Source organism: Pseudoalteromonas sp. MMG012, assembly GCF_018100875.1.
GTDB lineage: Bacteria > Pseudomonadota > Gammaproteobacteria > Enterobacterales > Alteromonadaceae > Pseudoalteromonas > Pseudoalteromonas aurantia.
On the sequence record NZ_JAGJEF010000075.1, the window covers coordinates 1 to 24,730 of the forward strand.

Below are 24,730 nucleotides of genomic sequence, written 5' to 3' on the forward strand. Positions count from 1 at the left end.
TCTTTTTTTAAAGTTTCTACTTGTTCGAACAAAAAAAGCGCAAAGTTCGCAATATTCTCCATTTTCGCTTATTTTTAATGCAGTATTCTTCGTTAATTGCAGTTTTATTATTGCGAAGTTTATATATATCGCTAATATAGCCACTCGTTTTGTTAAATTAATGTTTATCCCCTGTTTATTGGTAGATCAATTATGAAATCATCGGATCAAAAGCCTTTTATAATCACCATTGCACTTGCTGTCTTTGGTTTTCTTACGTTGCAATTTGTTTTTTCTAATATTGCATTAAGCGCACCTATCTTATTTGCTGCTGGTATTCTTCTAGGAGGTTTAGTTGTTATATTTACTTCTAATGAGCCGCAAGAAGCAAAGCAAGAAGTTAAAACTAAAACTCTCTACGTGGGCAATTTGCCTTATAAAGCCAATGAAGGCGTCGTAAGAGAGTTATTTTCAGAACAAGGACAAGTTTTTAGCGTTCGTCTATTAAAAGACAAAAACACAGGTAAACGTCGTGGTTTTGGCTTTGTAGAAATGGCCGAGCGAGATGCTGACAAAGCTATTTCAGCATTAAACGACCAAGAGTTCCAACAAAGAACGCTTAAAGTAAGAGCTGCAAAACAAAAGCAGTACGATGCGGAAGAAGAAGAGGCTAGTAGCTAAGATTTAACTGCAAGATGACACGATCATCAGATCTTATTTTATCAGGAGCCGTTGCATAAAATTGTAATGGCTTTTTTATTCTCTCTTCGCTAGACCCTTTTGTATTATTTGGATGTGCCAAAATAGACAACACACGTCGAGCAATTGCCTCTCCTGAATCCACAAGTTTAACGTTACTGCCATAAAATGATGTCAAAGCAGCTTTTAAAATAGGGAAATGCGTACAACCAAGTACAATGACGTCTACACTCTGATCAATATTGAGTGTTTGAAGTTCAGCAAATACCACATTATTGTCAAGCTCTTGTTGCCAATAAGCAGCTTCGGCTAACGACACTAAAACGGTTGAATGATGTGAGTCAACTTTACAGTTCTGTGCAAACTCCTCTATGAGTCCGTACGTATATGCATTGCTTGATGTTGCGGGCGTTGCCAACAAGGCGATATGCTTTGAGTTACTCAGCAATACACCGGGTTTGATCGCAGGCACGACCCCGACAATGGGAATATTCGTTAACTGACGTGTTGCATTTAGTGCTGCGGTTGACGCCGTATTACATGCAATAACAATGAGATCCACTTGAAGATCCAATTCTTTAATGCGTGTAACTAACGCTGCTAGTCTTGATTTAATAACCGTTTCTGATTGTAAACCATACGGCAATAGTGCGTTATCCATCACATAACTAAATTGTGCATGTGGGAGCTTAGATTCAAGATGCTGTAAAATACTGGTTCCACCAATCCCCGAATCAAATACCAATACATGTGGTGACACAACTATACTCCGCCATTATAAAGTGACGCGCAGTGTGCCACGCACAAAGCAGAAAATGAATCCCTAATTATCGCTAACGCTCTTGGGGCTTATTCAGTTGCGTAAAAAAACCCTCAGCATAATCTAAAAAATTATTAAGCCTATCTTGACCATGATTCATCCATTCCAAAATATCTGGCAGTTGGCTCTCTAATCCAAACGACTTTGCACTTTCATTGATCGTTTCTAATTGTTTATCTAGAGGTTGTAGTGCTTTCTCTAAATCTTTAAGCGGATTACTTTGTTGATATTGGCTAATTGCCGCAGTAGTTTTAGTTTGTCTCAAATCCATCGTAAAATTAGCTATTTGATCACTGCCTATATTCAACTCTTTTGCTTTGTCGAATGCTTCATCATAGTCGCCGCCGAAGAAAGAGTCGCTGACGTCTCGAATATCTTTCATCATCTCATTAATGGCTTTTTGCTCATCTTCGTTCAGATCTCCGTTCACACTGATCGAAAAGCTCACCTCTTGCCTATTTTGCTCAGCATACGCAAAGCCTTCTCGGTTGCCCTCTTTTGCATAACTAGCACCTTGGCTCTGAGAATAAGCGTCACTAAAAGTAATTTGTACTTCATCCCCTTCTGCCGTGGTAAAAGTATAATCAGCTTGGTTTGCTAAACTCGCATATTGCGCTGCACTTACTGACATTTTGTCTGGTTGAGGTTCAAACAATGATTTTTCGAATTCATCTAAGCCATTAAAAATACCCTCTTTAGACTTTGCAATACCTTCGCCAATCTCATCATTAAAAATACTACTTTCTTTTAGCTCATCCGTTGCTTCGTCTATGCCCATCAGCACACCTTTGCGCGCCTCCCCTAGCATATTTCGTAGTTCGTCATCGTCTTTACCGTCTGCTTTAGCTTTATTAACTGCGCCTTTCACAAAATCCAAAACATTTTTGACAATCGACTCAAAGTCAAACAGCGGCTTCTCTTTTTCGGGTTTTTTCTCAATACCAAGAGCTTCAGCAAGCTTGTCGTCTAAAAACTTTGCAGCCAATTTACTTTTATCTCCAGAGTAACTATCTGCATTATTCTGAATGGTCGGCATAAATGGTTTGCTATTACCTGCTCTAAACGAGCTAGCAGGGTTAAGCAATTGATTAAGTTGTCCTATTTTCATGATGTGGCTCCACACGGTGAAACTAGTAGGCTAAAAGAGCCAACTACAATGCCTTTATTATCGGCAGGTTTAAATAAAGCTTAAGTTATTTAGTATAGAAAGTAAGCGCGTTTTTCGCGATACACTGGACAAATCTCTAACGGTGCCTAAAATAGCGCGTCTCTATATAGTAAGGTAATTCTGATCATGGCCATCATAACAATTGATACTTCCACTTATGCCCAGCAACTTGAAGAAAAGCAGCAGCGCATTTCTCAACAATTCGCGCGTTTTGATGCTCCTGATTTAGAGGTATACGATTCTCCGAAAACACAGTATCGCCAACGTGCTGAATTTAGAGTATGGCATGAAGGTGATGATCTATACCACATCATGTTTGATCAAGCGACGAAACAGAAAATACGCGTTGAACAATTCGATCCAGCTGCCCCCCTTATCAGTGAGCTAATGTCCGTTATGATGGATAAATTACGTCACAATGAAATACTGCGTCGTAAGCTGTTTCAGATTGATTACCTATCTACGCTAAGTGGAGAGATTCTCATTAGTTTACTTTATCACAAACCACTAGACGAACAGTGGCAAGCAGCAATGGAGACGCTACGGACTGAATTAAAGCAAACCTATAAAGTTGATTTTATTGGGCGTGCGAGAAAACAAAAAGTGATCTTCGAACATGATTATGTGACCGAACAATTAAACGTCAATGGACAGACCTATACCTACCAACAAGTTGAGAATAGCTTTACCCAACCTAATGCCGTTGTGAATGAGAAGATGCTCGCCTGGGCACAGTCACTCTGTGTACCATTAGAGAACGATTTACTTGAGTTATATTGTGGTAACGGGAATTTTTCGATTGCTCTGGCTGGTAGTTTTAATAAAGTGCTCGCAACAGAAATATCTAAACCGTCAGTTCACTCAGCACAATTTAATATTGCCGCAAATAAGGTAAACAACTTGGATATCTTACGAATGTCTAGTGAAGAATTTACCCAGGCGATGAAAGGCGAGCGTAGTTTTTCGCGATTAAATGGCATTGAACTTAAAGATTACAACTGTCAAACAATCCTAGTTGACCCACCCCGAGCTGGCATGGACGAACTAACCTGCCGTCTTGTCGCCAATTACGACAATGTGATATACATTTCATGTAACCCAGACACACTCGAACGTGATTTAGAGTTACTCTGTGAAACGCATAGTGTTTCGCGTATCGCTATTTTTGATCAGTTTCCATACACCCATCATGTTGAGTCAGGTGTATTTCTACAACGTAAATAAGCGCTTTCATTAAAGTGATCTCAGCGCTTTGCTCAATGCTGGGATCTGCTCCTCACTAAAAACACGAATACCATTTTGCTCTAAGAGCTTCGCAGTCCAACCCATGCCTGCAACTTTATTACCTGTAAACGACCCATCATAAATCGTATTTCTACCGCATGATGGGCTCGACTCCTTCAACAAAGCAAAACGTATATTGCTTGCTAAACAGTGTGCTAAAGCCAATTTTGCACCTCTTACAAATTCATCTGACACGTCAACTCCTGTTACAGTAATTATCTGTGACATCAAAATTTCGGCTGCGTCTCTAGGAGTAGGTAACCCACCCGCCACCTCTGGACAAAATGATACCACGCGTTGTTGCTCACACAGCTGAGATATAAACGGGTCGCTCAGCCGCTGTGCCTGACCATCATATCGAACCGGCTGCCCAAGCAAACAACTCGACACCAAAACCTTTTCCATCGTGACTCTCCTAAACAAAAAACCCCGCTTATGCGGGGCTTTTTAAGTCTAACAAATATTTACTTTGCAGCAAGGTAATTGATTAGTTCACTAATTTGCTCTGGTGTGGTTGTTTTAGACTCGCGTAAACGCAGCTTATATTTACCATTAACAATAAAAGTAGGAACGCCAGTCAAAGCACGCTTATCTTGCATTTGCTTTTGCATTCTGACCATTTTCGATGCTTTTGTACGTACCGAAAAGCTCTTATACAGTTTATCAAACTTCTCACCATCAACGCCTTGCGCGACAAAAATATCTTTCATATCAGCAAGTTCATTAATTTTACCGCGCGTACCGTGTAAATGAGTGAAAATAGCAGTCACGATTTTATCTTTTTGTGGCAGCACCTCTGCGGTAGCTAACGCATTGCTCATAATTTTCTGCAATTTTTCATCTCGCGTACCAACAAAGTCAACATGGCTTTTTTTGAACTTAACACCTTCATTTAGTTTCGGCTTAACTTTAGCAATCAAGGGTTCAAATGCATTACATGCTGGGCAATAGAACGAAAAGTACTCCGTTACTTCTGGTTTTTTAGTACCGCGTTCTGAGATCACTTCATAATGAACGCCCTCTTCAAATACAGCCGCATTGGCCAGCATAGGCATCATCATCGCTATCGCTGCCGCTTTAATTACTTTTAACATTAAATTCTCCAATCCTTATTTTTTTAATAAGTGTTTTACTAAGTCATTTAATTCGTCTTGGCTTTGTAACTCACTCACATTAATTTTATATTTATCATTTACTATAAAAGTAGGTACACCTGTTAGCGCTCCCGCCTTTGAAAACTTTTCTTGTGCATCTTGCATCGCTTTTTCTTCACTGATCACTGGCATGGTTGCTAATGCGGCGTCAAACTGTGCGCCCGTAATGCCATTCACCTCTAATAACTTCTTTAAATCAGTAATGTTATCTAATGGCACTTTTTTCACATGAATACTATCGAACAGTTTCGCAGCAATATCATCACCCTTACCGGCATTTTTAGCCACAATGTAGGCATAACTTAAGTTACTTTGTACGTCTGCAGACAAGCCGCCAAGGAAATTTACATGACTTTTTTCAAACACAGCCCCTTTTGGTAAATTATCCGCTAAAGCCTTCGCTACAGGTTCAAAACGAAAACAATGAGGACAATAAAATGAGAAAAATTCTGTTACCTTTGGTGAGGCACTTTTTTCAGTAGTCAGTGTTTGGTAATGTTTACCATCCGTAAAATCGGCTGCCATAACAAATAAGGGCAAACAAAATAATAATACTGCAAATTGTAATTTCTTTAACATCGGTCTCTCTCAAATTTATGGAATTAGTTTTATAGCGGGTTCATTTAATACCGCATATTGTTCTTTTAACGCTAAGACCTGCTGCTCCCAGTATTTGTCTGTAGCAAACCACGAAAAGTTCCGTGGAAATGCAGGATCTTGCCATCGAGTCGCAAGCCAGCCCATATAATGCACCATTCGCATCGCTCGTAAAGGTTCAATCAAACCTAATTGACGGTGATCAAAACTTTGAAATTCTTCATAGCCACACAGAAGTGTATCTAACTGCATCGCTTTTTCTTGTCTATCTCCATTTAACATCATCCAGAGATCTTGAATCGCTGGACCTTGTCGACAATCATCTAGGTCGACAAGTAACAATTTATCATTTGACCACAAGATATTGCCAGCATGACAGTCTCCATGCAAACGGATTTGGTCAGTTTTATAATATGTTTGTTCCGTTTTATCTATCAGCTGATCTAATATTGTCAAAAAAGGCGTTTCCATATATTTTGACAACAACTGGCTAGATAAAATAGCCTCTCGGGCATGATGTAAATAATCTTGTGTGTTAACTGTTGGCCTATGAGTGAATACATGATTTCCTGCAACACTATGTAAACGACCAATATAGCGCCCTAGCATCTCAAGCTGATCTAAGTTATCCATCTCAAATTGTCTCCCCCCCACACTTGGAAACAGCGTAAAACGGTAACCTTGATATTCAAATAAACTGGTGCCATCTCGCACAATTGGCGCAACAACAGGAACTTCAGCTTCAAGTAGATTAAGAGAAAACGAGTGCTCCTCATGTATTTGCTCGTTAGTCCAACGCTGGGGTCGATAGAACTTAACAACATAGCGGCAATTATCATCTGCTTTAAATTGATAGACTCGATTTTCGTAGCTGTTCAATGCTAACAAACCCGATTCTGGATAAATGCCAATGCTTTCTATCGCATCGAGAATTAAGTCTGGTGTTAAGTTGGCAAAGCTAAATTCACTCATAGTACTCTCAAATATTAAAAAAGCGGGGTTAACCCCGCTTTTAACTCATACTAGGTAGTGTACTGAATTATCTTCCTTTAAAGAAGTTAGTCTGTTGTGATAACTGCTGTTCTGGGTTATCTATTGGCGCAATAACGAATGTAAACTCTGTTACTGGCTTGTTTAAGTCATACGGATCAATGATCACTGATAAAGGTAAATTCATAGAACGGCCCGCTTCGACATGAAGTGATAATTTGCCAATTACTTGGTAATGACTGAGCCCTTTAATCTCGACAGTATATGTTTGCGCGGATTGTGCTTTATTAATTACTTTTAGTGTGTAGGTATTTTCTACTAAGCCATCAAAGTTAACCCGATAAAGTTGATTTCGATCACGGATAATATCTAGCTCCATCGGTTTGCGCATAGCAATATTCATCACTAATGCTGCACATAAAACGATGAGGATGAGCAAGTACCCAACCAATTTCCCTCTGATGGGCTTAGTGCGTTCCGCTGAGCTCTCTAAATTCCGCTCTGTTGTGTAAGAAATAAGACCCGGAGCGTAGTTCATTTTTTCCATTACACCATCACAGGCATCTATACATGCCCCACAATTGATACACTCATATTGCAACCCGTTCCGTATGTCTATACCTGTTGGACAAACTTGTACACACAAATTACAGTCAATACAGTCGCCAAGTTCTAACTCCTTTGGATCTTGCTTACGAGAACGAGGACCTCTCGACTCACCTCTGGCTTCGTCGTAACTTACCGTGAAAGTATCTTTATCAAACATCGCTGACTGAAAACGTGAATAAGGACAAATATGTAAACACATAATTTCTCTCATCCACCCTGCATTGCCATAAGTGCAAACCGTAAAAACAGCAATACTCCAAAAGGCATAGCTGCTTGCTGTCAGCGCCAATAACTCAGGTAATAACGTACGAATAGGCGTAAAGTAGCCTGCAAAGGTAATTGCGGTATACAAAGAAAACAGCACCCAACTAATATGCTTAGCGGATTTTCGCCAAAATTTATCAAAGCTCATTTCTCGTTGATCGAGTTTTTTACGCTGATTAGCTTTGCCCTCAAACTTTTCCTCAAACCAGATAAAAATGAATGTCCATACCGTTTGCGGACATGTATAACCGCACCATACGCGACCATAGAAAGTCGTGACCAAAAACAAAGCAAATGCGGCAATCATTAAAATAAAAGCCAAAATAGTTAAATCTTGGGGGAGCAGTGTTAAACCAAAAATATTGAACTTTTGCTCAAACAAATCAAATAATACCGCTTGCTGTCCATGAAAGCTGATCCACGGTAACACCATAAATGCCAGCATGCCAATAAACCCGATTCTTTGCCGTAGTAACTGATGTAACCCTTTCACCGCACGTACATAAATACGATTACGAGGGTTGAATCTATCAGGTTGGAGGTCATCCGGTTTCTGTATTTTGACCTCGGATGGGATATTCTTAATCTTTATTTGCTTGTCCATCTAAGCTCCTTAAGCCGCTACGATCGACAGGTTACTTGCTACAGTGACCCTATTATTCATATGGATATTATAAGCAAGCTTAGTAAGTTATGGATACAAAATCACACAAGAATCTCTAAACTGAGCAACACTTTACGATAAAACGATGCGCTTGGTGGTTAATTAATAAATAAAATGGCATTATTTGATCCAGTCTCTGAGTACTAAACTTGCTTTTAAAAGCAGCATTTTATTACACTAATAGCCGCAATTAAGCTATCAAGATCAAGGTTACTACCGTTATGAAGAAATTTTTACTACTGGTGATCATTATATTAGGGCTATTTACCATTGATCACCCGTCAATTAAAGGACCTCGCGACACACTACTAAATCAAGGGATAGATGTATTAAGCGAGTCCAGTAAAATAACACGCAGCCCTGCGGCACAACAAGCAAGAGAAAGCGTTACACGCACTGTCTCTCTAAGCACTCAAGAACAAAATTACATCAATGAAGCACTGGCCACCGATGAAAAATTACGTGAATTTCATTTACGTTATTGCGAAGAAAATGACGTCAACCTTGACTTATACGCGCCTACTCTCATGCAGGTATGTAACGTTACTAGTGATATATTGAATAAATAAAAAGGCAGATAATGGACTTTAGTCAATTAAATAAGCAGCGCGCACACTCTTTCGATAAGCAACGCACTATTCTAAAAAAGCTGGGGAAAGGTAAAACTATTTTATGTGAAACGTGCCAACAGCCATTAACGCTTGATCTGGCGACAAGTAACACTCAACAGGGCATTATTTGCTGCGCTCGAGGCTGCACACATATTGAATTAGAGTTAGGTTAGTTAACCTCAGCTCTGGATAAGCGAATTTGCCCAATAAAGCTATTTTTCTCACTCTCGGCGTTGCTTTCAGTTGTAATAGCCCGCTATTACTGCATAAAAGCGCCTTGATATTGAACAAAATATCATCATTGGATTGTACGTAAGTTGGTTTACAAAATATTTCCTATTCCAAAACCCTTATCCAAACCTGAGGTTATTCAGCTCTGGATAAGCGAATTTGCCCAGTAAAGCTATTTTTCTCACTCTCGGCGTTGCTTTCATTTCTAATAGCCCGCTATTACTGCATAAAAGCGCCTTGATATTGAACGAAATACCATCATTGGATTGTACGTAAGTGTGTTTACAAAACATTTTCTATTCCAAAACCCTTACCCAAACCTGAGGTTAGTTAAAAGTCATTCTCAGAGTCATATAAACCACTACTTATTGCAGTGGCTTCAATTAACTGTGCATAGCCACCCGCAAACTCGCCCGCCAGCTGCATTTGTTGTTGGATAAATAATGTCATATCGGTATGTGTTTGCTGACAATATGTTTTGACTTGCGACTCTTCTAAGGTAAAAAAGCTCAGTTGCTCAGTAGACATTTGTAAAGCTTGTTTCAGCTCTTCACTGACTTCTTGGGCATGTATGAGTCGCTCATAATAAGGGGTAACCCCCAATAAAAACCCTCGACTCCATTGCTGACAATCAAGGTAATGAGTGTCTTCATGCCACTTTAAACAAAAGCAATCGCTATAAACCTGCTCACTAATGTCATGATGTAATGCCATTAATGCAAAGACCACGTCTTCAGAAATCGCATCATCTTCGGCGGTTATTACCTTCATCCATTGCTCAACTTCCGTTGCATCTGGTGAGCAAATTTGAGCAAAAAAATAACCAGCCACCTGTTCTAAATTAAATGCCGTATCACGCGTTGAAAAATACTGATTTAACACCGCTTGTTGCTGTGCAGTATATTTAAAATCAATGCCATCCATAATTATAAGTTCACCGGATAACGGCCATCAGAGTCTGGTCTACCAAGAAACTTTACCGCATCGTGCACTTCTTTTGGTAAAGAGGCCTGTGGCTTTATATTTCCTGCTACACGGAACTGAAAATGCTCTGCAAGTGTCGCATCTGCCTGTAAGCCTAGTGAATTATCTGGATCAACCAAAACCGAAATATTACCTGATTTACAACTCAAAGACCCGCCTAAAGCTCCAATGTCAAACCAACCACTGAGTCCTTGTACGCTAATACCAGGACTACGGATCTCGCCAGCTAACGCATTGCAATAAGGTGCACCACTATTGAACGTATCAATATCCAGTAATACTCGTCCTTTCGCCTGTACAGGTAACGGCAGCGTAACTTGAGACATTGCTTGTTCAACGCTAAATCTCACTGTGGTATCACTGAGCTCAATAGATTGATTTGTGAGCCCCACAACGAATTGGCCATTTCCCGAAATCTCCTGCCTGTCTCGGGCATTACCAAAATTAATTTTGCCTTGCAAGTTCCCGGTAAGTAAAGCACTCGCCTGAACATCCCAGCGAACATTATTGAGCTGGATATTATTGACACGAATTTCACTCACTTTACCTTGCCAAACAGTCCCCGATACCGAGCCTATATTTAGCGTGGGCGGAAGCTCTTTTTCTAATAACTGTAAAAGTATCGCTGCCGGCATGCTATAGATTGTAAATACAACAAATGCGAGTACAAACGCCAACAATAGGCCCATAATATTTTTCATCATCACTTCTCTAAAACCAATCTGCTAACGCGAACAAATCCGGGTAAATCATCTTGTGCAATATCAAGATTTTCAACCGTTAAGCCATGCGTATTCGTTAACTCATCAATCCATGCAATAAGCTGATTAAATTCAACCGTATCAATATTCACCCGCAGTGAGCCATCACTTGGCTGCATCTTACTAATATTAATGCCATATTTCCCACGAGTTCGATTCACCAATTGTGACAAGTTAACACGGTTCGTATTCTTAGTTGAAGCGCTCGATTTTAAGGTGCCAACACTTGCATTTACCCAAGCAACGAGCTCTTGTTGACGAAGTTTATCTTTTTTTGCTTTTTCAACGCCCTCGTTTAACGGCCTAAAGATCCCCATCACTAAAATGAAAATAATAAATATACCGCCAGCAACCATCACCAAGCGTTGTTCTTGCTCTTTTAGCGAGTGCCAATACTTCATAGCTTGTTGCTTCATGATTCACCTCTCAAGCGGATCTCACCAATAACCACATCGCCATCATTATTAAGTGATCCTTGCTGCACATTTAAGCCTCGTTGTTCTAAAATCGCTTTTACTTGGCCAAATACCTGAAAGCCACCGGCTTGCGCACGTACTCTCAACTCATTAAGACGACGATCATAGCGTATCGTTTCAGGCGTAAAGCTTTTAACCTCACCATACACGGCAACAAAATGATTTGTGAGCTCTAAAAACCCACCCTGCTCTGAGCCGCTTAATCCCGCTAACTCATTTTTTATTTGCTGTCTTAATAAGTGAGGACGAACCACTTTGCCAGGAAACGCTTTTTGATATACCGTCACAGCCTCAGCCTTGTATGCATCCGCTTGTGACTGCAACATAATTAATTGCGTACTTTTCACCCCAATAAACGACACAACGGCAATACTTGCTGCGATAAGCCCACTACGCCAATCACGCCACCATTGAGGCTGTTTTTTCTTACCAGCAAATATCCCTTGCCTCAATGTAAAACCTTGGTGCTTTAATTGCTTAGCAAATATTGCCAACGGTAAATCATATTCGCTTTCTTTGGCTACCTTGGGGGCAATATCTGGCAAAGTATCAGCAGGACTGTAATGCGCTATTTCAGCAGGAGCAAGTGCATGTAAATAATCTGCACCCCAGCTCTTTTCAATCGCACTCACCTGCCATTGCCCAAATCTACATAACCATTGATCTGCCAATTCAACCATCGCTAAAGCATTTTCTTCCGGTTCAGGCAATAACAGAGCATCAGGCACAATGCTATGTAACTCAATTTCGGCGGAATCAAATATCTCCAGCCAATCTTGTAGCCACTTTTGATCACATAAAGCAATTTGAATACTGTGTTGATCACCATCAGTGACGGGCTTACCAATGGCGATAAAAACATCATCAACATCACAGGCCAGCTGCTCTTCAAGCATAAATTGCAAAGCTTGTTCTAGCTTACGGTTCCATTTCGTGGGCAATGCCACTGACTTGAGCTGCACCTGTGAACTCGGTAATAGCAACACGGTATCTCGTGGTACTGCTTTTTCTGTCAGTGCACCTATCTCTGCACCATTTGCCAGTTCACCACTGGCGATTATTTGCTCATCATGTGTTGAAAAGATCAACCAATGCACTGAGTTTTGGTGTGACTGTCCGACTCGGATCACCAATTTTTCTGTCACTGTACGCCTCCAAATTTGCGCGCTAGTATAGTCGCCTGACCTTGGTTTATTTGTATAATTGAGGTCATAGTAAAAAGCCGTTCATCAAACTCGGCCTTCGCGCGTAACTTAAAATAATTGCTATCTACGGTAAATACCTTATCCGATTTACTGTCTTTGGCAGCGCCTTGATTGGCAGCTTCCGTGTAAAACTCATCGACTGAATCAAAGCCCTTTTCTGGCCGCGCTGAAATAATCGCTTCAGCTTCGGACTTAGATAGCCCTTTCATCAACGCACTGAGTAATAAAGCTTGCTCTGATTTAATGGTATTTACATTCACTTTTAATTCGGTATTGCCTGGTATAACACATACATAGGGCAACAGCTTTTTCATAACTAACGGATTAAATCCCTTAATCACTCGTAATTCAGAAACTGAAGCAAGTAAGTTATTGGCTGTCAGATAAGGGGTCCTACGAGACATATATTCATCTTCTTCGGCGCCTGAGCGATATGTAATACTGTCTTGATCCAACCAATCATATACACTATCAGCTAACGCTTCTTCACTCTCATCTAAGGGTAGATCTTCAATATTTTTAAGCAGCTCTAATAAAGCTTTGTGGGCTGGATTCGTTTGATTGTTCGCTTGATTTTTATCTTTTGGCGCTGCTAACGCGTTCAAGTTCAAACAGGCTTGTAAATCTGTCACTTCCCCACTTAATGTCCCTTGATCAACTGGGTAAGGGACTTCTTCACGTGCCCAAGGCTGATCAAGGTGTACTTTTTCGGTGTCTTCTTTCTTACTTTCCAGTAAGACCTTTTTCACTAATTCTTCTGCACCGTAGCTATACCATTTTGCTTGTTGATGAGTTTGAATATTTTGTGCTCTTTGCACTTGTACCATTAAATTAGCGGCCATTTCAGCTGCGATAGTCGCAGCCAAAGCGACAATAAATAATACAATGATAAGTGCTGCGCCGCGCTGCTGCTTCATGAGCGATCTCCACTGTTCTGCTCATTCCCACTCTGCTCTTTCCCATCTCCAGGAGTTAAAAATAAACGCCTAATAGGATCTGCATCTTTAAGTTGCAGCGTGACGGCAACCGCCAACGGCAAGGCTTTTTTCTTCCAATCTTCTTGCCATTTTTGCTTATCATCTAAAAACTCAAACTTTAGATCTTCCACATTTTTTAATACGATTTGTGAGCGAGGTTCTGAGCCATCAAGTTCATCCACATAAATTCTATAAATACGCTCTAAGTTATCATCAACCACCCGGTACCCAACGGCTTGTAACTCAGACCTAGGTAATAAGCTAATCGGATTTGTCCAACCATCACGAACAAAGACAATACCATCGTATTGGCTATTCATCTCATAACGCCCGTGAATGATATAACTTTCGTTGCTATCACCTGACTCGTTGCGTACTTCACGCTTGGTCATTTGATTAAAGTCTTGGTCCATTAACCTAAACGTTGTTTGTAATGATTCTAATTCACCAATAACATCCTCAGAGGCTTCTTTGGCTTTCAACGTCGAGTCTAATATTTGATGAGTCGCTAAAATAACAAACGCTAAAATGCCCAGCGCAACCATCACTTCTAATAAAGTAAAACCTCGTTGGCGCATTATCATTTGCCTTTCAACATAAAGGTAGTGAGATCATAAACCGACGTTTGTAATGCTTCATCTTGATAAACGGTGACCGTCACCTTAACGAAACTGGGATCTTCTGTCGCTATCACTGATTGCTGCCAAAACCACTTCTGTCCAGCCAGTTCTTCTTCCCCTTTGACATTGTTCTTCCCTGACCATTTTTTACCACTGGCGCGCATCATGACCATTTGATTTTCCGCGACCCAAGAGGCATAAGTTTGTTCTTCTAACGCGCCAATGTGGGTAATGTGCTCTCCAGTGACCTGCATTGCCGCAATACCTGCCATCGCACATATGCTTAGCGCAACCATCACCTCTAGTAAGGTAAAGCCTAATGTATTCTGCTTCATTCTGGCTCTCGGCGTAAATTAACAGGAGCGACAAACTCACCTTCCACAAAGTAAACGCTTTGTGGGTCGTCATCCAACTCAAGGCTTAGTTGAAAGGCACTGACTTCACCCGATGATAACAAGAGGACTTGAGGTACTTTTAGCTTCTTCAGTTCAAGCAAGCTTTGCTCATCGCCAGTACCCATTAATGCTCGCCAATTTGATTGCTCTAATAAATTATCTTGTGCCCAATCTAATCCTTCAATGTTCAAGTTCACCTTGTAATCATCTTCAAATTTAATTGGCTTGTAGAGTTCTTCCGCATCAAACGCTATCCAGTTTTCCCCATCAAACACTAAAAACTCTAGGGTTTTCTTATCAAGGTGAAACCCAAGTTCAACTTGATTCAGCACCGCAAATTCCGATGCTAAATTGATAATGCCATGTGTTCTGAGCGCCTGCTTTTCTAGCTCTTCTTCCATGTCGCCGCCAAAACTATAGGTCACCAACTTGGTCGCAAAAGCAATGATCGTCAGTACCACGAGGATTTCGATTAAACTAAATCCTCGTTGGTATTTATGCGTTAGGGTCGGATGCTTTATCATAATCTATGCAGCTTTTATTGCTGCTCTTCTTGATCCCAGTTACCAATATCATCTTCGGTACCCACTTCACCGTCTGGCCCCATTGAAAAGATATCAATTTTACCCATTTCACCTGGGCTAACTAATTGGTAAGGACTACCCCACGGATCTTCTGGTAATTTAGAAATAAAGCCACCATCAGGGAAACGTTTTGGCACTGGGTCTATTGTTGTTTCATTTACCAATGCTTCAAGGCCCTGCTCTGTGGTAGGGTATTTTTTATTTTTCAACTTATACATACTCATCGCATCTTCAAGTTGCTGAATATCTAAGTGGGCTTTATCAATTTGCGCTTCTTCTTGCTGACCCATAATATTGGGTGCCACAATAGACATGATCATACCAATGATCACAAGTACTACCATCACTTCTAATAGTGAGAAACCTGACTGTTTATTCACAATTTATACCTCAAAAGTTATTAATGTCTTTGTATTTTTATATACATTATCGATATTTTTGACTACAAACCAATTGCTTGGTTCATTGCCATAATAGGTTGTAAAATAGCCATAACAATAAACAGTACGATTACTGCCATGCTGGCAATCATTGCTGGTTCTAACAGTGCCAATGACACACTAACCATACTTTCAAATTCACGATCTTGGTTATTAGCTGCTCGCTCCAACATCTGTTCTAATTCGCCTGATTTTTCACCACTGGCGATCATATGTAACATCATTGGCGGGAATAATTTCGTTTGATGTAACGCCGCTCTTAAACTTGCACCTTCACTTACTCGGGTTGCAGCTTCAGCCACAGCAAATTTAATCTTTTGATTCTCTAGTACTTTACCGGCAATTTTCATTCCTTCTAATAAAGGGACCGAACTCGAGGATAAAATACTTAAAGTCCGTGCAAAACGCGCCGTATTGATACTGCGACTGACTTTGCCGATACCGGGTAAAATCATAAGTTGGCTATCATACCAAAAACGCACTTTCGGACGCTTTAACGCTTGCTTAATACCAAAAATGCCACCCACAATAATTACGAGACTAATCATCCAATAGTTTTGAACAAAGTTACTGGCGGCCATGACCCATTCAGTCGTCCATGGCAATACTTGCTTAGACTTTTCGAAGGTTTTTAATATCTGGGGTACCACAGTTCCTAGTAATACAGAGACAATGGCAATCGCAAATATCACCAAAATGGTCGGATAAACCATCGCTTGGGTAATTTGGCTACGCATATGTTGACGTTGTTCAGTGTAATCTGCAAGACGATTCAATACTTGATCTAGGTGCCCTGATTTTTCACCCGCAGCAACCATAGCCCGATATAGGTTATCAAATACATGAGGAAACTCTGACATACCATCAGCAAGGGTGTAACCCTCAACGACTTTAGAGCGCACCGACATCAGCATGCGCTTTAGTCTGGGTTTTTCACATTGTTCAGCAACCGCCATCACTGCGGCTTCAACCGGCAACGATGATTGAATTAATGTCGCAAGCTGACGGGTCACCAATGCCAAATCGGCCACTGAGGGCTTATAGCCTCTAAATAGCTGTATTCCCTCAGAAGACTGCTGCTTATCTTTCTCCGCCGCAGGTAATACCTCTAAAGGCATCATGGCTTTTTCGCGCAGCATTTGTCTCACTTGCTTAGCGGTATCCGCCTCTAATATGCCTTTTTTTTCTTTTCCCTTGCCATCCAAAGCTCGGTATTCAAATGCTGCCATGCTTATCCTTCCTCGCGAGTCACTCGCAATACTTCTTCTAGCGTTGTTTTACCGTCTAAAACACGCGAACAACCATCTTGACGAATACTCGGACTGTGCTGACGAATATACTTCTCTACCGCCTGCTCACCTTTACCGTTATGAATAAGCTCACGAATATGTTCATCAACAATCAGTAACTCATGAATACCGGTTCGGCCTTTATAGCCATTATAATTACACTCTTCGCACCCTACAGCGCGGTAAATTGTCGTTTGCTGACCGCTCGGTATACCTAACAATTCACATTCACCGTCATCAGCATGATGACCGGCTTTACAGTTTGAACATAAAGTTCTGACTAAGCGCTGTGATAACACCCCTAATAAAGAAGAAGACAGTAAGAACGGTTCTACCCCCATATCTTCCATACGAGTGATGGCACCCGCCGCTGTATTAGTGTGTAGTGTCGACATAACAAGGTGACCCGTTAATGAAGCTTGTACGGCAATTTGGCCTGTTTCTAAGTCTCGAATCTCACCAACCATAACCACATCCGGATCTTGACGCAAAATAGCCCGTAGCCCCCGAGCAAACGTCATATCAACTTTCGCATTAACTTGCGTCTGACCAATACCCGGAATTTCATATTCAATTGGATCTTCAACCGTCAGAATATTACGATCTTTTGAGTTTATCTGACTCATACCTGCATATAACGTGGTACTTTTACCTGAACCGGTCGGGCCCGTCACTAAGATGATACCGTGAGGTTTACTAATAATGCCGGCAAATAATTCTCGGTTACGCTCAGTCATCCCTAAGTCTTCTAGGTCTAATCGGGCATTGTTCTTATCCAGTAAACGTAATACCACTCGCTCACCAAAACTAGAAGGCATGGTCGACACCCGCACATCTACCGCGCGCCCAGCAATACGTAAACTAATACGACCATCTTGTGGAATGCGCTTTTCGGCGATATCAAGTTTAGCCATTACCTTAATACGCGACACGAGTAACGAGGCGAGTTTACGGTTTGGTTTGAGTACCTCTTTAAGCACCCCGTCAACCCGAAAGCGGATCACGAGGTCTTGCTCAAAGGTTTCAATGTGAATATCAGACGCACCTTCTTTGATTGCTTCACTGAGCATGGCATTGATCAATTTAATGATGGGTGCATCATCATCCGCAGCCAACAAATCTTCTGTTTGCGGTAACTCTTCCGCCAACGAAAACAGGTCAACTTCGTTGCCAATGTCTTCCATCATTTGCTGCGTTTCAGAGCTATCACGCTGATACGATTCTTCAAGCAATAACTCAAATTTATCGTCTTCAAGTTGTACCAGCGTAAAAGGTTCTGCCGCAACTCGGCGTACTTCCAGTAATGCCGGAACTGACAGCTCGCCACGATAAAACACTTTTAAACCATCAGGCGTGTCACTGAGCAAAATGCCTTCGCGGCGCGCATAAGCAAATGGCAAGCGTAAACGAATTACCTGCGCATTATCTAGTTCGGCAGTATGGTCCTCTGCGAGAACATCAACTTGGCTATCAGTCATTGTTTTCTTGCTCTTGCTTGTTTTTGCCACTTAAAAACTCTTCGTAAGTCGGTGGTAATACCAAGGCATCATTCCACTCTGGTAGCACAGGGGTATCTTCTGACGGCATTAATTGAATGCCATCTTCATTACGCTTTACCTGCTCACTGCGAATAAAGTTATATTTCGCATGACTTAACTCATTCATACTGCGACTGTCACGCACAATGGTCGGGCGAATAAAGACCAATAAGTTACGCTTGCTCTTTTTAGTATTGGTTGATTTAAATAAATGGCCAATAAATGGAATATCGCCTAGTAACGGTACTTTTGACACGCTTTCTTGCACATCTTCATCTATCAAACCACCGAGAATAACCATGCCACCGTCATCTGCAATCACTGTGGTATTAATGGCGCGCTTATTCACAGAAATATCAACCGCAGTTGCACCACTGACACTCGACACTTCCTGCTCAATGGTCAGCTGTACTGCGCTGCCGTCATTGATTTGTGGTGTCACTTTGAGCTTAATACCCACTTCTTGGCGATCAACCGTTTGGAATGGGTTAGAGTTATTGTCACCCGACGTAGATCCGGTAATAATAGGCACTTCTTGACCCACAATCATCGACGCTTCTTCATTGTCCATGGTGGTAATAGAAGGCGTCGCTAAAATGTTAGATTTCGTATCAGTCGAAATCGCTTGGACTATTGCACCCCAATCGTTTTTGACAATCCCCATCGCGAGGCCATTTACGCCACCAAGCAATTGACCCAATGGACCAAGGTCACCTTTTTGAGTTTCTTCAATAGGAGTGACAGTGCCAGTTTCGGAACCTGTAATACTTTTCTTAATAGTTATGTCACGTGCTTGCTCTGCCGCAACGGCTAATGACCCTACAGGCACCGTACTGCCATTATTAAACTGCAGCATACCGCCTTTTTCAGAGATCCACTGTAGCCCAAAGTTAACACCGTCACCTTCTTGTACTTCCACCACAATGGCTTCAACCAATACCTGTGCACGGCGAATATCTAACTTTTCAATGACCGAGGTTAATGAACGCATGGTATCTGGCTGTGCTGTGATCACCAGTGAGTTTGAATCTGGATGCGCTTCAATACTGGTATCGTTACGATTACTGCGTGAACGGGTTTTGTTATTGCTGCCCTTAGATTCTTCTTGCAAGGTTTTACTCACGCCTTGCAACACTTTGACTAAATCTTCAGCCTTAGCATAATTTAAATAAAATACTTTAGTATTACCTTGGCTTTCCAACTCGCCGTCTAATCGTTTAATCAATTCAGTCGCACGGCTGCGTGCTTGAGACTCGCCACTGACGATAACACTGTTGGTTCTGCCATCGGCAACGACTTTAGGAATTAAGAACTCAGGCACGCTGTTTTTACCGGTGCCTTTATAAATACTTTCAACTACTTTAACCACATCATCGGCGGTGGCATGGTGTAATTTAATAATTTCAACACGCTTATCACCCGCTTGGTCCACTGACTTAATAATATCAACAAGCCTATTAACCGATGCCGCATGCCCTGTTAGCATCATCACGTTCGCAGAACTAAAATTGGTCACATGACCGCCATCTTTTTGGTCACTGAACTGCCTGATCAAGGGCCCGAGCTCTTGTACGCTAACGTTCTTTACACGTACAACGCGCGTCACCATTACATCGCCGTTACCAAATTCTTTGCCTTTGACTAATGGCACATTCCCTTTTTTACCATCAGAACTACGGACAACTTTCAGTACCCCGCTGTCCATCTCCATAACGGAGTAGCCATACACTTCTAATACATTCAGGAAGAACTGATAATAAATTGACTCATCCATCAACTCATAACTACGTACATTGATATTGCCACGCACGTTTGGGTCGATAATAATGGTTTTGTTTAAGTTTTTACCAACGATATTAATAAATTCGTTGATGTCAGTTCCTTTAAAGTTGGCAGCGTACTCAATGGCAGACACCGATAAAGACAGACCAGCGGCAATCATTAGAGCTGCATACTTAGCTAACCCTTTTTTGATTTTTGTGAGGTGTAGCTTATTACCCATTTTATTTAAACTCCAAAAGTAGTAACTTTACAGGCTGAATTGTACTGAAATGGTTTGACCATCTCGTTCAATGGTGATGCTTGCATCTGAGCTATTTCTAAGCTCATTCATTGCAGACATAGCCTGTTTCATATCCGTGAGTTGATAGCCGTTGATGGCAACAGCTAAATCGTTATTTTTGAGCCCCATTTTGCGGAAAAGTTCAGGATCTTTACCTGGACTCAAGCGATATCCGATCAATTGACCTTCCTTCATGGCGCGTGAAATTCTTATATAATCAAATAACTTGCCAGGTTCTTTCAACAGTTCATCGCGCTGTGAAGATATGTCAGCACTGGCAACCAGCTGAGATGATTTTTTGCGGTTGGGGCTTTTACCTGTCGATTTTGCAGCCACTGGCATTGCCACATTTTTTGAATACTCAATACCATCTAGCATCAGTGTTTCAAATCGACCACTTACATCCAAAATAACGCGGTCAGGCAATACGCGTGATAACGTGGCGCGCGTACCTTGAATTGATTCTTTGACTTCATATGTTAACTGCTTCCCTTGCGATTCAATAATCGCAAATCCGGCTGCATCATCTAAGCTTACAGCAACAATACCCGTCAATCGCACATTCAACGTTGTTTCTGGTGCATCAGACACAACGGGCTTCGGCTTTTCCTGCGCCTTGGCATCTGCACGGCCAAATAAATGTTGGTTGGTAATCGCTTGCGTATTAATCACATTACTGCTTGATGAATACAGCGCTGATTGACTAGGAAGTGGTTGATTCGCAGGTTGTGGCCACAATAGCCAAAACATTTGTGATAATAAATAAGCAATATAAATAACAGCTAACAATACGACCATGCGGCTTAGTTTAGCGTGAGGCAATCCTAATAAGGCTTTTTGTAACTGTTGTAACTGTAATTCCATATGCAATTTTTCTTATTCTACATTAAGCAGCTCAGTGTACCCTTTAAGCAAAAATTCAACAAGCGCACAAATATGACACGAGTGAGAACTTGAATACACACCTTTTCTACAAGCCTAACACCAATACTGGCAACGATTAAGCCTGCTTTTTTTGAATGCCAAAATATGATAGATTTCAGCTTATACTACACAATCTACATGGTTAATAAATTGTGACTAAAAATTCACCTGTACAAGCAACCAAAAACACCGGAGTAAGACTCGACAAGTGGCTTTGGGCTACTCGGTTTTATAAAACCCGAGCGCTTGCGCGTGAAATGGTACAAGGTGGTAAAGTACACTATAACGGCCAGCGCTGTAAACCCAGTAAAATCACTGAAGTAGGCGCTACTGTGAAGCTTGCGCAAGGATTTGACGAAAAAGAAGTGACTATTTTAGTGCTTTTTGAAAAACGCCAAGCGGCGGCAATCGCCCAAACGGCGTACCTAGAGTCGGAATCTAGCGTTCGTAAGCGAGAAGAAAATGCCATTGCTAGAAAAAATAACAGTTTCTTTGCACCACATCCTGTTAACAAACCAGATAAAAAGCAAAGACGTGAACTATTGAAATTAAAATCAAGCTAGGATTTTATTAATGCAACCTGATTTATTACATCGCTATATTTTTGACGAACTAGACGTACGCGGCGAATTGGTACAAATTGAAAAAACATTCAGTGACATCATTGCAGGCCACAATTACCCAGAGCCCGTTCAGCAATTGCTTGGTGAGCTGCTGGTTGCGACCAGCCTTTTAACGGCCACACTCAAGTTCGAAGGCGATATTGCCGTGCAGCTGCAAGGTGATGGCCCGGTGAAATATGCCGTGATCAACGGTGATCATAAACAAAACATGCGGGGCATTGCGCGCTTACAAAGTGACGTAACGGGTAACAAAATTGCAGACTTGATCGGTAACGGACATATGGTCATTACTATTACCCCTGTTAAAGGTGAGCGCTACCAAGGAATCGTACCTTTAACTGCCGACACGCTTGCTGGCTGTATTGAAGACTACTTTACCCAATCAGAGCAATTAACCACGCGTTTATGGTTCGCAACCAAAACGGGCTCTGAAACGGTAAAAGCAGCAGGTTTGTTCTTACAAGTATTGCCGGTCAATAAAGAAAAGTCACAGCAAGACTTCACCCATCTAGAAGCACTTAGCCACACAGTAAAAGATGACGAATTATTAGAGTTAGATGCACAAACAGTGTTAACGCGTTTGTATCATGAAGACAATCCGCAACTGTTCGAGCCGCAAGAAATCAATTTTGTGTGCGGATGTAGCAAAGAGAAAACCATTGCTGCCTTAGTGAATGTTGGTCAAGAAGCGCTTTTAGAAGATGTGCAACAGCACGGTAACGTGACCATCAGCTGTCATTATTGCCTCACCGATTACCGCTTCAATGAACAAGATATCAAGGCTATTTTTAACTAAATACCCACTTGCACCTAATTTGAATACCAAGCCATCATTTTGATGGCTTTTTTATGTTTAAAAAATGATACCGGTGTCATTTAAAGTCTCTTTTTTATGACACCGGTATCATTGAAATTATTCAAGTTTTTTCACAAATTAATGTGATTTCAGGTCCTCCAAAGGCTCGAATATCTCAATATCATCTGTTACTATAAATTCAGCTTAAGGTTAGTAAGAACTCAGAGCTATCCCGTTCAATTCTCACATTTTAGGTAATAACATGACTTCAAGCGCTACTCGTTTTGTCGATTTAACTGCAGCTGAACTTGTCGAACTCACTATTTCTCGTGGCGAGGGTACTTTGGCCGCAAACGGAGCTTTCGTTGCAAAAACTGGTCGTCGCACAGGCCGCTCTCCAAACGATCGTTTTATCGTTAAAGAGCAAAGCACTGAAAATGACATCCAATGGGGCAAAGTAAACCGCCCATTCGATGCTGATAAATTTGATGCCCTTTGGACACGTGTTGAAGCACATGTACAAGGCGGTGACCACTTCGTCTCTCACCTTGAAGTGGGTGCTGATCCTGAGCACTATTTACCAGTTGTGGTTACAACCGAAACTGCGTGGCATCACATTTTCGCTAAAAACATGTTTATTGAACCTAAAAAATATAACACGGCTGATTTACCGCAGTGGCAGGTAATGAACGTGCCTTCATTTGTATGTGATCCAGAACGCGACGGCACAAACAGTGACGGTACCGTGATTATCAACTTTGCAGAGCGCAAAGTCTTGTTAGCTGGCATGCACTACGCTGGTGAAATGAAAAAATCAATGTTCTCTGTACAAAACTTTTTGTTACCAGCAAAAGGCGTTTTACCTATGCACTGTAGTGCAAACGTGGGTGAAGCCGGTGATACAGCATTATTCTTTGGCCTATCTGGTACTGGTAAAACAACCTTATCAGCGGATCCAACACGCTTTCTTATCGGTGACGATGAGCACGGTTGGGCACCAGGCAGTGTTTTCAACATTGAAGGCGGTTGTTACGCAAAATGTATCGACTTATCTCAGAAGAACGAGCCAGTCATTTGGAATGCTATCAAGTTTGGTACCATCCTAGAGAACGTTGTATTAGACGAAAATCGTGTTCCTGATTTTAACGATACCAGCCTAACGCAAAACACCCGTGCTGCTTACCCACTTGAGCATGTTGAGAAGCGTAAAGTAGAGAACCGTGCCGGTGAGCCGAAAGCAGTTGTATTCTTAACGTGTGATGTCAGTGGCGTATTGCCTCCAGTTTCTGTGTTATCTGAAGAAGCGGCGGCATATCACTTCCTAAGTGGCTACACTGCAAAGGTTGGCTCAACTGAAATAGGCTCAACGTCAGACATTGAATCAACCTTCTCGACTTGTTTTGGCGCACCGTTCTTCCCACGTCCTGCTGGGGTTTACGCTGAGCTACTGATGAAACGTGTGCGTGAATTCGACGCTAAAGTATACCTTGTTAACACAGGTTGGACTGGCGGACCATATGGTATTGGTAAGCGCTTTGATATTCCAACCACACGTGCTGTGATTGATGCGATTGTATCTGGTACGTTAGCGGGTGTTGAAACAACGCATATTGAGTCATTAAACTTAGACGTGCCTGTTGCGGTACCTGGTGTTGACAGCAAACTGCTTAACCCGATTAACACGTGGGAAGACAAAGCAAAGTATGCTGAGTACGCTGCAAAATTAGCGGCTGACTTCCAAGAAAACTTTACCAAGTATGACGTCTCAGACGCCATCAAACAAGCTGGCCCTCGCAGCTAACTTGTTATCGAGTTTGACTAAAAACGCCCTCAGTGGGCAAGCTGGTACGGATACATGGTGCTAGAAAAATTTGCACCAATTCCAAATATAAAAGCCTACATGAAAATGTAGGCTTTTTTCGTATTTATACTACAAAACAATTATGAGTTACGTTGAATCCTAATTTATTCTTATTTAATACCCCG

27 protein-coding genes are annotated in these 24,730 nt (G+C 41.5%); 7 read left to right on the plus strand and 20 right to left on the minus strand.

All coding sequences use genetic code 11. The features are described 5' to 3' along the window. Positions 1-192: 192 nt before the first annotated feature. Positions 193-660: an RNA-binding protein gene (locus tag J8L97_RS18960; protein WP_211052152.1), complete on the plus strand. Its 468-nt coding sequence runs from the start codon at positions 193-195 to the stop codon at positions 658-660. Here J8L97_RS18960 and murI read toward each other — a convergent pair. Both murI and J8L97_RS18970 read right to left on the minus strand, forming a co-directional pair. Then, a complete protein-coding gene (murI, locus tag J8L97_RS18965) occupies positions 650-1,438 on the minus strand; it encodes a glutamate racemase (RefSeq protein WP_211052153.1) in 789 nt (262 codons plus the stop codon). The genes J8L97_RS18960 and murI overlap by 11 nt on opposite strands. 73 nt (positions 1,439-1,511) lie before the next feature. Beyond that, positions 1,512-2,606, minus strand: coding sequence for a DUF5610 domain-containing protein (locus J8L97_RS18970; protein WP_210996304.1), 1,095 nt, complete (start codon positions 2,604-2,606; stop codon positions 1,512-1,514). A gap of 186 nt (positions 2,607-2,792) precedes the next feature. Here J8L97_RS18970 and trmA point away from each other — a divergent pair, with 186 nt between their 5' ends. Beyond that, on the plus strand, positions 2,793-3,890 hold the full coding sequence (trmA, locus tag J8L97_RS18975; RefSeq protein WP_211052155.1) for a tRNA (uridine(54)-C5)-methyltransferase TrmA: 1,098 nt from the start codon (positions 2,793-2,795) through the stop codon (positions 3,888-3,890). Between the two features lie 9 nt (positions 3,891-3,899). On the opposite strand, the gene J8L97_RS18980 is transcribed toward trmA, so the two are convergent. The 5 genes from J8L97_RS18980 to ccoG form a co-directional block, all read right to left on the minus strand. Beyond that, positions 3,900-4,355, minus strand: a complete 456-nt coding sequence (locus J8L97_RS18980) for a DUF523 domain-containing protein (protein WP_211052157.1) — start codon at positions 4,353-4,355, stop codon at positions 3,900-3,902. A 59-nt stretch (positions 4,356-4,414) separates the two neighbouring features. Continuing rightward, on the minus strand, positions 4,415-5,044 hold the full coding sequence (locus tag J8L97_RS18985) for a thiol:disulfide interchange protein DsbA/DsbL (RefSeq protein ID WP_211052158.1): 630 nt from the start codon (positions 5,042-5,044) through the stop codon (positions 4,415-4,417). 15 nt (positions 5,045-5,059) lie between these two features. Next, complete coding sequence (locus tag J8L97_RS18990) at positions 5,060-5,683, minus strand: thiol:disulfide interchange protein DsbA/DsbL (protein ID WP_192508989.1); 624 nt, start codon at positions 5,681-5,683, stop codon at positions 5,060-5,062. A 15-nt stretch (positions 5,684-5,698) separates the two neighbouring features. After that, on the minus strand, positions 5,699-6,673 hold the full coding sequence (locus J8L97_RS18995; RefSeq protein ID WP_210996308.1) for a serine/threonine protein kinase: 975 nt from the start codon (positions 6,671-6,673) through the stop codon (positions 5,699-5,701). Between the two features lie 67 nt (positions 6,674-6,740). Beyond that, the gene (ccoG, locus tag J8L97_RS19000; protein ID WP_211052159.1) at positions 6,741-8,168 is read right to left on the minus strand and encodes a cytochrome c oxidase accessory protein CcoG; all 1,428 of its coding nucleotides are present in this window, start codon (positions 8,166-8,168) and stop codon (positions 6,741-6,743) included. A 281-nt stretch (positions 8,169-8,449) separates the two neighbouring features. Here ccoG and J8L97_RS19005 point away from each other — a divergent pair, with 281 nt between their 5' ends. After that, positions 8,450-8,797: a hypothetical protein gene (locus J8L97_RS19005; RefSeq protein WP_211052160.1), complete on the plus strand. Its 348-nt coding sequence runs from the start codon at positions 8,450-8,452 to the stop codon at positions 8,795-8,797. 11 nt (positions 8,798-8,808) lie between these two features. After that, on the plus strand, positions 8,809-9,012 hold the full coding sequence (locus tag J8L97_RS19010) for a hypothetical protein (protein WP_211052161.1): 204 nt from the start codon (positions 8,809-8,811) through the stop codon (positions 9,010-9,012). Between the two features lie 388 nt (positions 9,013-9,400). Here J8L97_RS19010 and J8L97_RS19015 read toward each other — a convergent pair whose 3' ends face one another. The 13 genes from J8L97_RS19015 to gspC all read right to left on the minus strand — a co-directional run bounded on the left by J8L97_RS19015 (position 9,401) and on the right by gspC (position 21,265). Continuing rightward, on the minus strand, positions 9,401-9,994 hold the full coding sequence (locus J8L97_RS19015) for a UPF0149 family protein (protein WP_210996311.1): 594 nt from the start codon (positions 9,992-9,994) through the stop codon (positions 9,401-9,403). Between the two features lie 2 nt (positions 9,995-9,996). Next, the gene (locus J8L97_RS19020) at positions 9,997-10,755 is read right to left on the minus strand and encodes a type II secretion system protein N (protein ID WP_211052172.1); all 759 of its coding nucleotides are present in this window, start codon (positions 10,753-10,755) and stop codon (positions 9,997-9,999) included. 2 nt (positions 10,756-10,757) lie between these two features. Then, entirely contained in the window at positions 10,758-11,231 is a 474-nt protein-coding gene (gene gspM / locus J8L97_RS19025; RefSeq protein WP_211052162.1) for a type II secretion system protein GspM, read from the minus strand. Further along, a complete protein-coding gene (gene gspL / locus J8L97_RS19030) occupies positions 11,228-12,436 on the minus strand; it encodes a type II secretion system protein GspL (protein ID WP_211052163.1) in 1,209 nt (402 codons plus the stop codon). Before gspL ends, gspM begins: the two co-directional genes overlap by 4 nt. Then, complete coding sequence (gspK, locus tag J8L97_RS19035) at positions 12,433-13,413, minus strand: type II secretion system minor pseudopilin GspK (protein WP_211052164.1); 981 nt, start codon at positions 13,411-13,413, stop codon at positions 12,433-12,435. Before gspK ends, gspL begins: the two co-directional genes overlap by 4 nt. Next, positions 13,410-14,051, minus strand: a complete 642-nt coding sequence (gene gspJ / locus J8L97_RS19040) for a type II secretion system minor pseudopilin GspJ (RefSeq protein WP_211052166.1) — start codon at positions 14,049-14,051, stop codon at positions 13,410-13,412. The genes gspK and gspJ overlap by 4 nt, the downstream gene beginning before the upstream one ends. 2 nt (positions 14,052-14,053) lie before the next feature. Next, positions 14,054-14,428 carry a type II secretion system minor pseudopilin GspI gene (gspI, locus tag J8L97_RS19045; protein ID WP_211052168.1) on the minus strand — a complete coding sequence of 125 codons (375 nt, stop codon included), beginning with the start codon at positions 14,426-14,428 and terminating at the stop codon, positions 14,054-14,056. After that, on the minus strand, positions 14,425-15,012 hold the full coding sequence (locus J8L97_RS19050) for a prepilin-type N-terminal cleavage/methylation domain-containing protein (RefSeq protein ID WP_210996315.1): 588 nt from the start codon (positions 15,010-15,012) through the stop codon (positions 14,425-14,427). Before J8L97_RS19050 ends, gspI begins: the two co-directional genes overlap by 4 nt. Before the next feature lie 14 nt (positions 15,013-15,026). Next, positions 15,027-15,452, minus strand: a complete 426-nt coding sequence (gene gspG / locus J8L97_RS19055; RefSeq protein ID WP_192509000.1) for a type II secretion system major pseudopilin GspG — start codon at positions 15,450-15,452, stop codon at positions 15,027-15,029. Between the two features lie 62 nt (positions 15,453-15,514). Then, on the minus strand, positions 15,515-16,741 hold the full coding sequence (gene gspF / locus J8L97_RS19060) for a type II secretion system inner membrane protein GspF (RefSeq protein WP_210996316.1): 1,227 nt from the start codon (positions 16,739-16,741) through the stop codon (positions 15,515-15,517). Positions 16,742-16,743: 2 nt separating this feature from the next. Next, positions 16,744-18,279, minus strand: a complete 1,536-nt coding sequence (gene gspE / locus J8L97_RS19065) for a type II secretion system ATPase GspE (RefSeq protein ID WP_247670991.1) — start codon at positions 18,277-18,279, stop codon at positions 16,744-16,746. Further along, positions 18,272-20,341 carry a type II secretion system secretin GspD gene (gene gspD / locus J8L97_RS19070; protein ID WP_211052169.1) on the minus strand — a complete coding sequence of 690 codons (2,070 nt, stop codon included), beginning with the start codon at positions 20,339-20,341 and terminating at the stop codon, positions 18,272-18,274. The genes gspE and gspD overlap by 8 nt, the downstream gene beginning before the upstream one ends. A 27-nt stretch (positions 20,342-20,368) precedes the next feature. Beyond that, on the minus strand, positions 20,369-21,265 hold the full coding sequence (gene gspC, locus J8L97_RS19075) for a type II secretion system protein GspC (RefSeq protein WP_211052170.1): 897 nt from the start codon (positions 21,263-21,265) through the stop codon (positions 20,369-20,371). Between the two features lie 212 nt (positions 21,266-21,477). Between gspC and hslR the strand changes: the two genes are divergently transcribed. The 3 genes from hslR (at position 21,478) to J8L97_RS19090 (ending at position 24,545) form a co-directional block, all read left to right on the plus strand. Next, entirely contained in the window at positions 21,478-21,888 is a 411-nt protein-coding gene (hslR, locus tag J8L97_RS19080; RefSeq protein WP_192509004.1) for a ribosome-associated heat shock protein Hsp15, read from the plus strand. Between the two features lie 10 nt (positions 21,889-21,898). Beyond that, positions 21,899-22,744, plus strand: coding sequence for an Hsp33 family molecular chaperone HslO (gene hslO / locus J8L97_RS19085; RefSeq protein ID WP_210996319.1), 846 nt, complete (start codon positions 21,899-21,901; stop codon positions 22,742-22,744). A gap of 262 nt (positions 22,745-23,006) precedes the next feature. Continuing rightward, positions 23,007-24,545 carry a phosphoenolpyruvate carboxykinase gene (locus J8L97_RS19090; RefSeq protein ID WP_211052171.1) on the plus strand — a complete coding sequence of 513 codons (1,539 nt, stop codon included), beginning with the start codon at positions 23,007-23,009 and terminating at the stop codon, positions 24,543-24,545. The last annotated feature ends 185 nt before the right edge of the window (positions 24,546-24,730 follow it).

What these genes read in the sequence shown, in the direction of transcription:
- J8L97_RS18960 (WP_211052152.1), top strand. Translation starts at nt 193, where the DNA reads ATGAAATCATCGGATCAAAAGCCTTTTATAATCACCATTGCACTTGCT.
- J8L97_RS18970 (WP_210996304.1), bottom strand. Translation starts at nt 2,606, where the DNA reads ATGAAAATAGGACAACTTAATCAATTGCTTAACCCTGCTAGCTCGTTT.
- trmA (WP_211052155.1), top strand. Translation starts at nt 2,793, where the DNA reads ATGGCCATCATAACAATTGATACTTCCACTTATGCCCAGCAACTTGAA.
- J8L97_RS18980 (WP_211052157.1), bottom strand. Translation starts at nt 4,355, where the DNA reads ATGGAAAAGGTTTTGGTGTCGAGTTGTTTGCTTGGGCAGCCGGTTCGA.
- J8L97_RS18985 (WP_211052158.1), bottom strand. Translation starts at nt 5,044, where the DNA reads ATGTTAAAAGTAATTAAAGCGGCAGCGATAGCGATGATGATGCCTATG.
- J8L97_RS18990 (WP_192508989.1), bottom strand. Translation starts at nt 5,683, where the DNA reads ATGTTAAAGAAATTACAATTTGCAGTATTATTATTTTGTTTGCCCTTA.
- J8L97_RS18995 (WP_210996308.1), bottom strand. Translation starts at nt 6,673, where the DNA reads ATGAGTGAATTTAGCTTTGCCAACTTAACACCAGACTTAATTCTCGAT.
- ccoG (WP_211052159.1), bottom strand. Translation starts at nt 8,168, where the DNA reads ATGGACAAGCAAATAAAGATTAAGAATATCCCATCCGAGGTCAAAATA.
- J8L97_RS19005 (WP_211052160.1), top strand. Translation starts at nt 8,450, where the DNA reads ATGAAGAAATTTTTACTACTGGTGATCATTATATTAGGGCTATTTACC.
- J8L97_RS19010 (WP_211052161.1), top strand. Translation starts at nt 8,809, where the DNA reads ATGGACTTTAGTCAATTAAATAAGCAGCGCGCACACTCTTTCGATAAG.
- J8L97_RS19015 (WP_210996311.1), bottom strand. Translation starts at nt 9,994, where the DNA reads ATGGATGGCATTGATTTTAAATATACTGCACAGCAACAAGCGGTGTTA.
- J8L97_RS19020 (WP_211052172.1), bottom strand. Translation starts at nt 10,755, where the DNA reads ATGAAAAATATTATGGGCCTATTGTTGGCGTTTGTACTCGCATTTGTT.
- gspM (WP_211052162.1), bottom strand. Translation starts at nt 11,231, where the DNA reads ATGAAGCAACAAGCTATGAAGTATTGGCACTCGCTAAAAGAGCAAGAA.
- gspK (WP_211052164.1), bottom strand. Translation starts at nt 13,413, where the DNA reads ATGAAGCAGCAGCGCGGCGCAGCACTTATCATTGTATTATTTATTGTC.
- gspJ (WP_211052166.1), bottom strand. Translation starts at nt 14,051, where the DNA reads ATGCGCCAACGAGGTTTTACTTTATTAGAAGTGATGGTTGCGCTGGGC.
- gspI (WP_211052168.1), bottom strand. Translation starts at nt 14,428, where the DNA reads ATGAAGCAGAATACATTAGGCTTTACCTTACTAGAGGTGATGGTTGCG.
- J8L97_RS19050 (WP_210996315.1), bottom strand. Translation starts at nt 15,012, where the DNA reads ATGATAAAGCATCCGACCCTAACGCATAAATACCAACGAGGATTTAGT.
- gspF (WP_210996316.1), bottom strand. Translation starts at nt 16,741, where the DNA reads ATGGCAGCATTTGAATACCGAGCTTTGGATGGCAAGGGAAAAGAAAAA.
- gspE (WP_247670991.1), bottom strand. Translation starts at nt 18,279, where the DNA reads ATGACTGATAGCCAAGTTGATGTTCTCGCAGAGGACCATACTGCCGAA.
- gspD (WP_211052169.1), bottom strand. Translation starts at nt 20,341, where the DNA reads ATGGGTAATAAGCTACACCTCACAAAAATCAAAAAAGGGTTAGCTAAG.
- gspC (WP_211052170.1), bottom strand. Translation starts at nt 21,265, where the DNA reads ATGGAATTACAGTTACAACAGTTACAAAAAGCCTTATTAGGATTGCCT.
- hslO (WP_210996319.1), top strand. Translation starts at nt 21,899, where the DNA reads ATGCAACCTGATTTATTACATCGCTATATTTTTGACGAACTAGACGTA.
- J8L97_RS19090 (WP_211052171.1), top strand. Translation starts at nt 23,007, where the DNA reads ATGACTTCAAGCGCTACTCGTTTTGTCGATTTAACTGCAGCTGAACTT.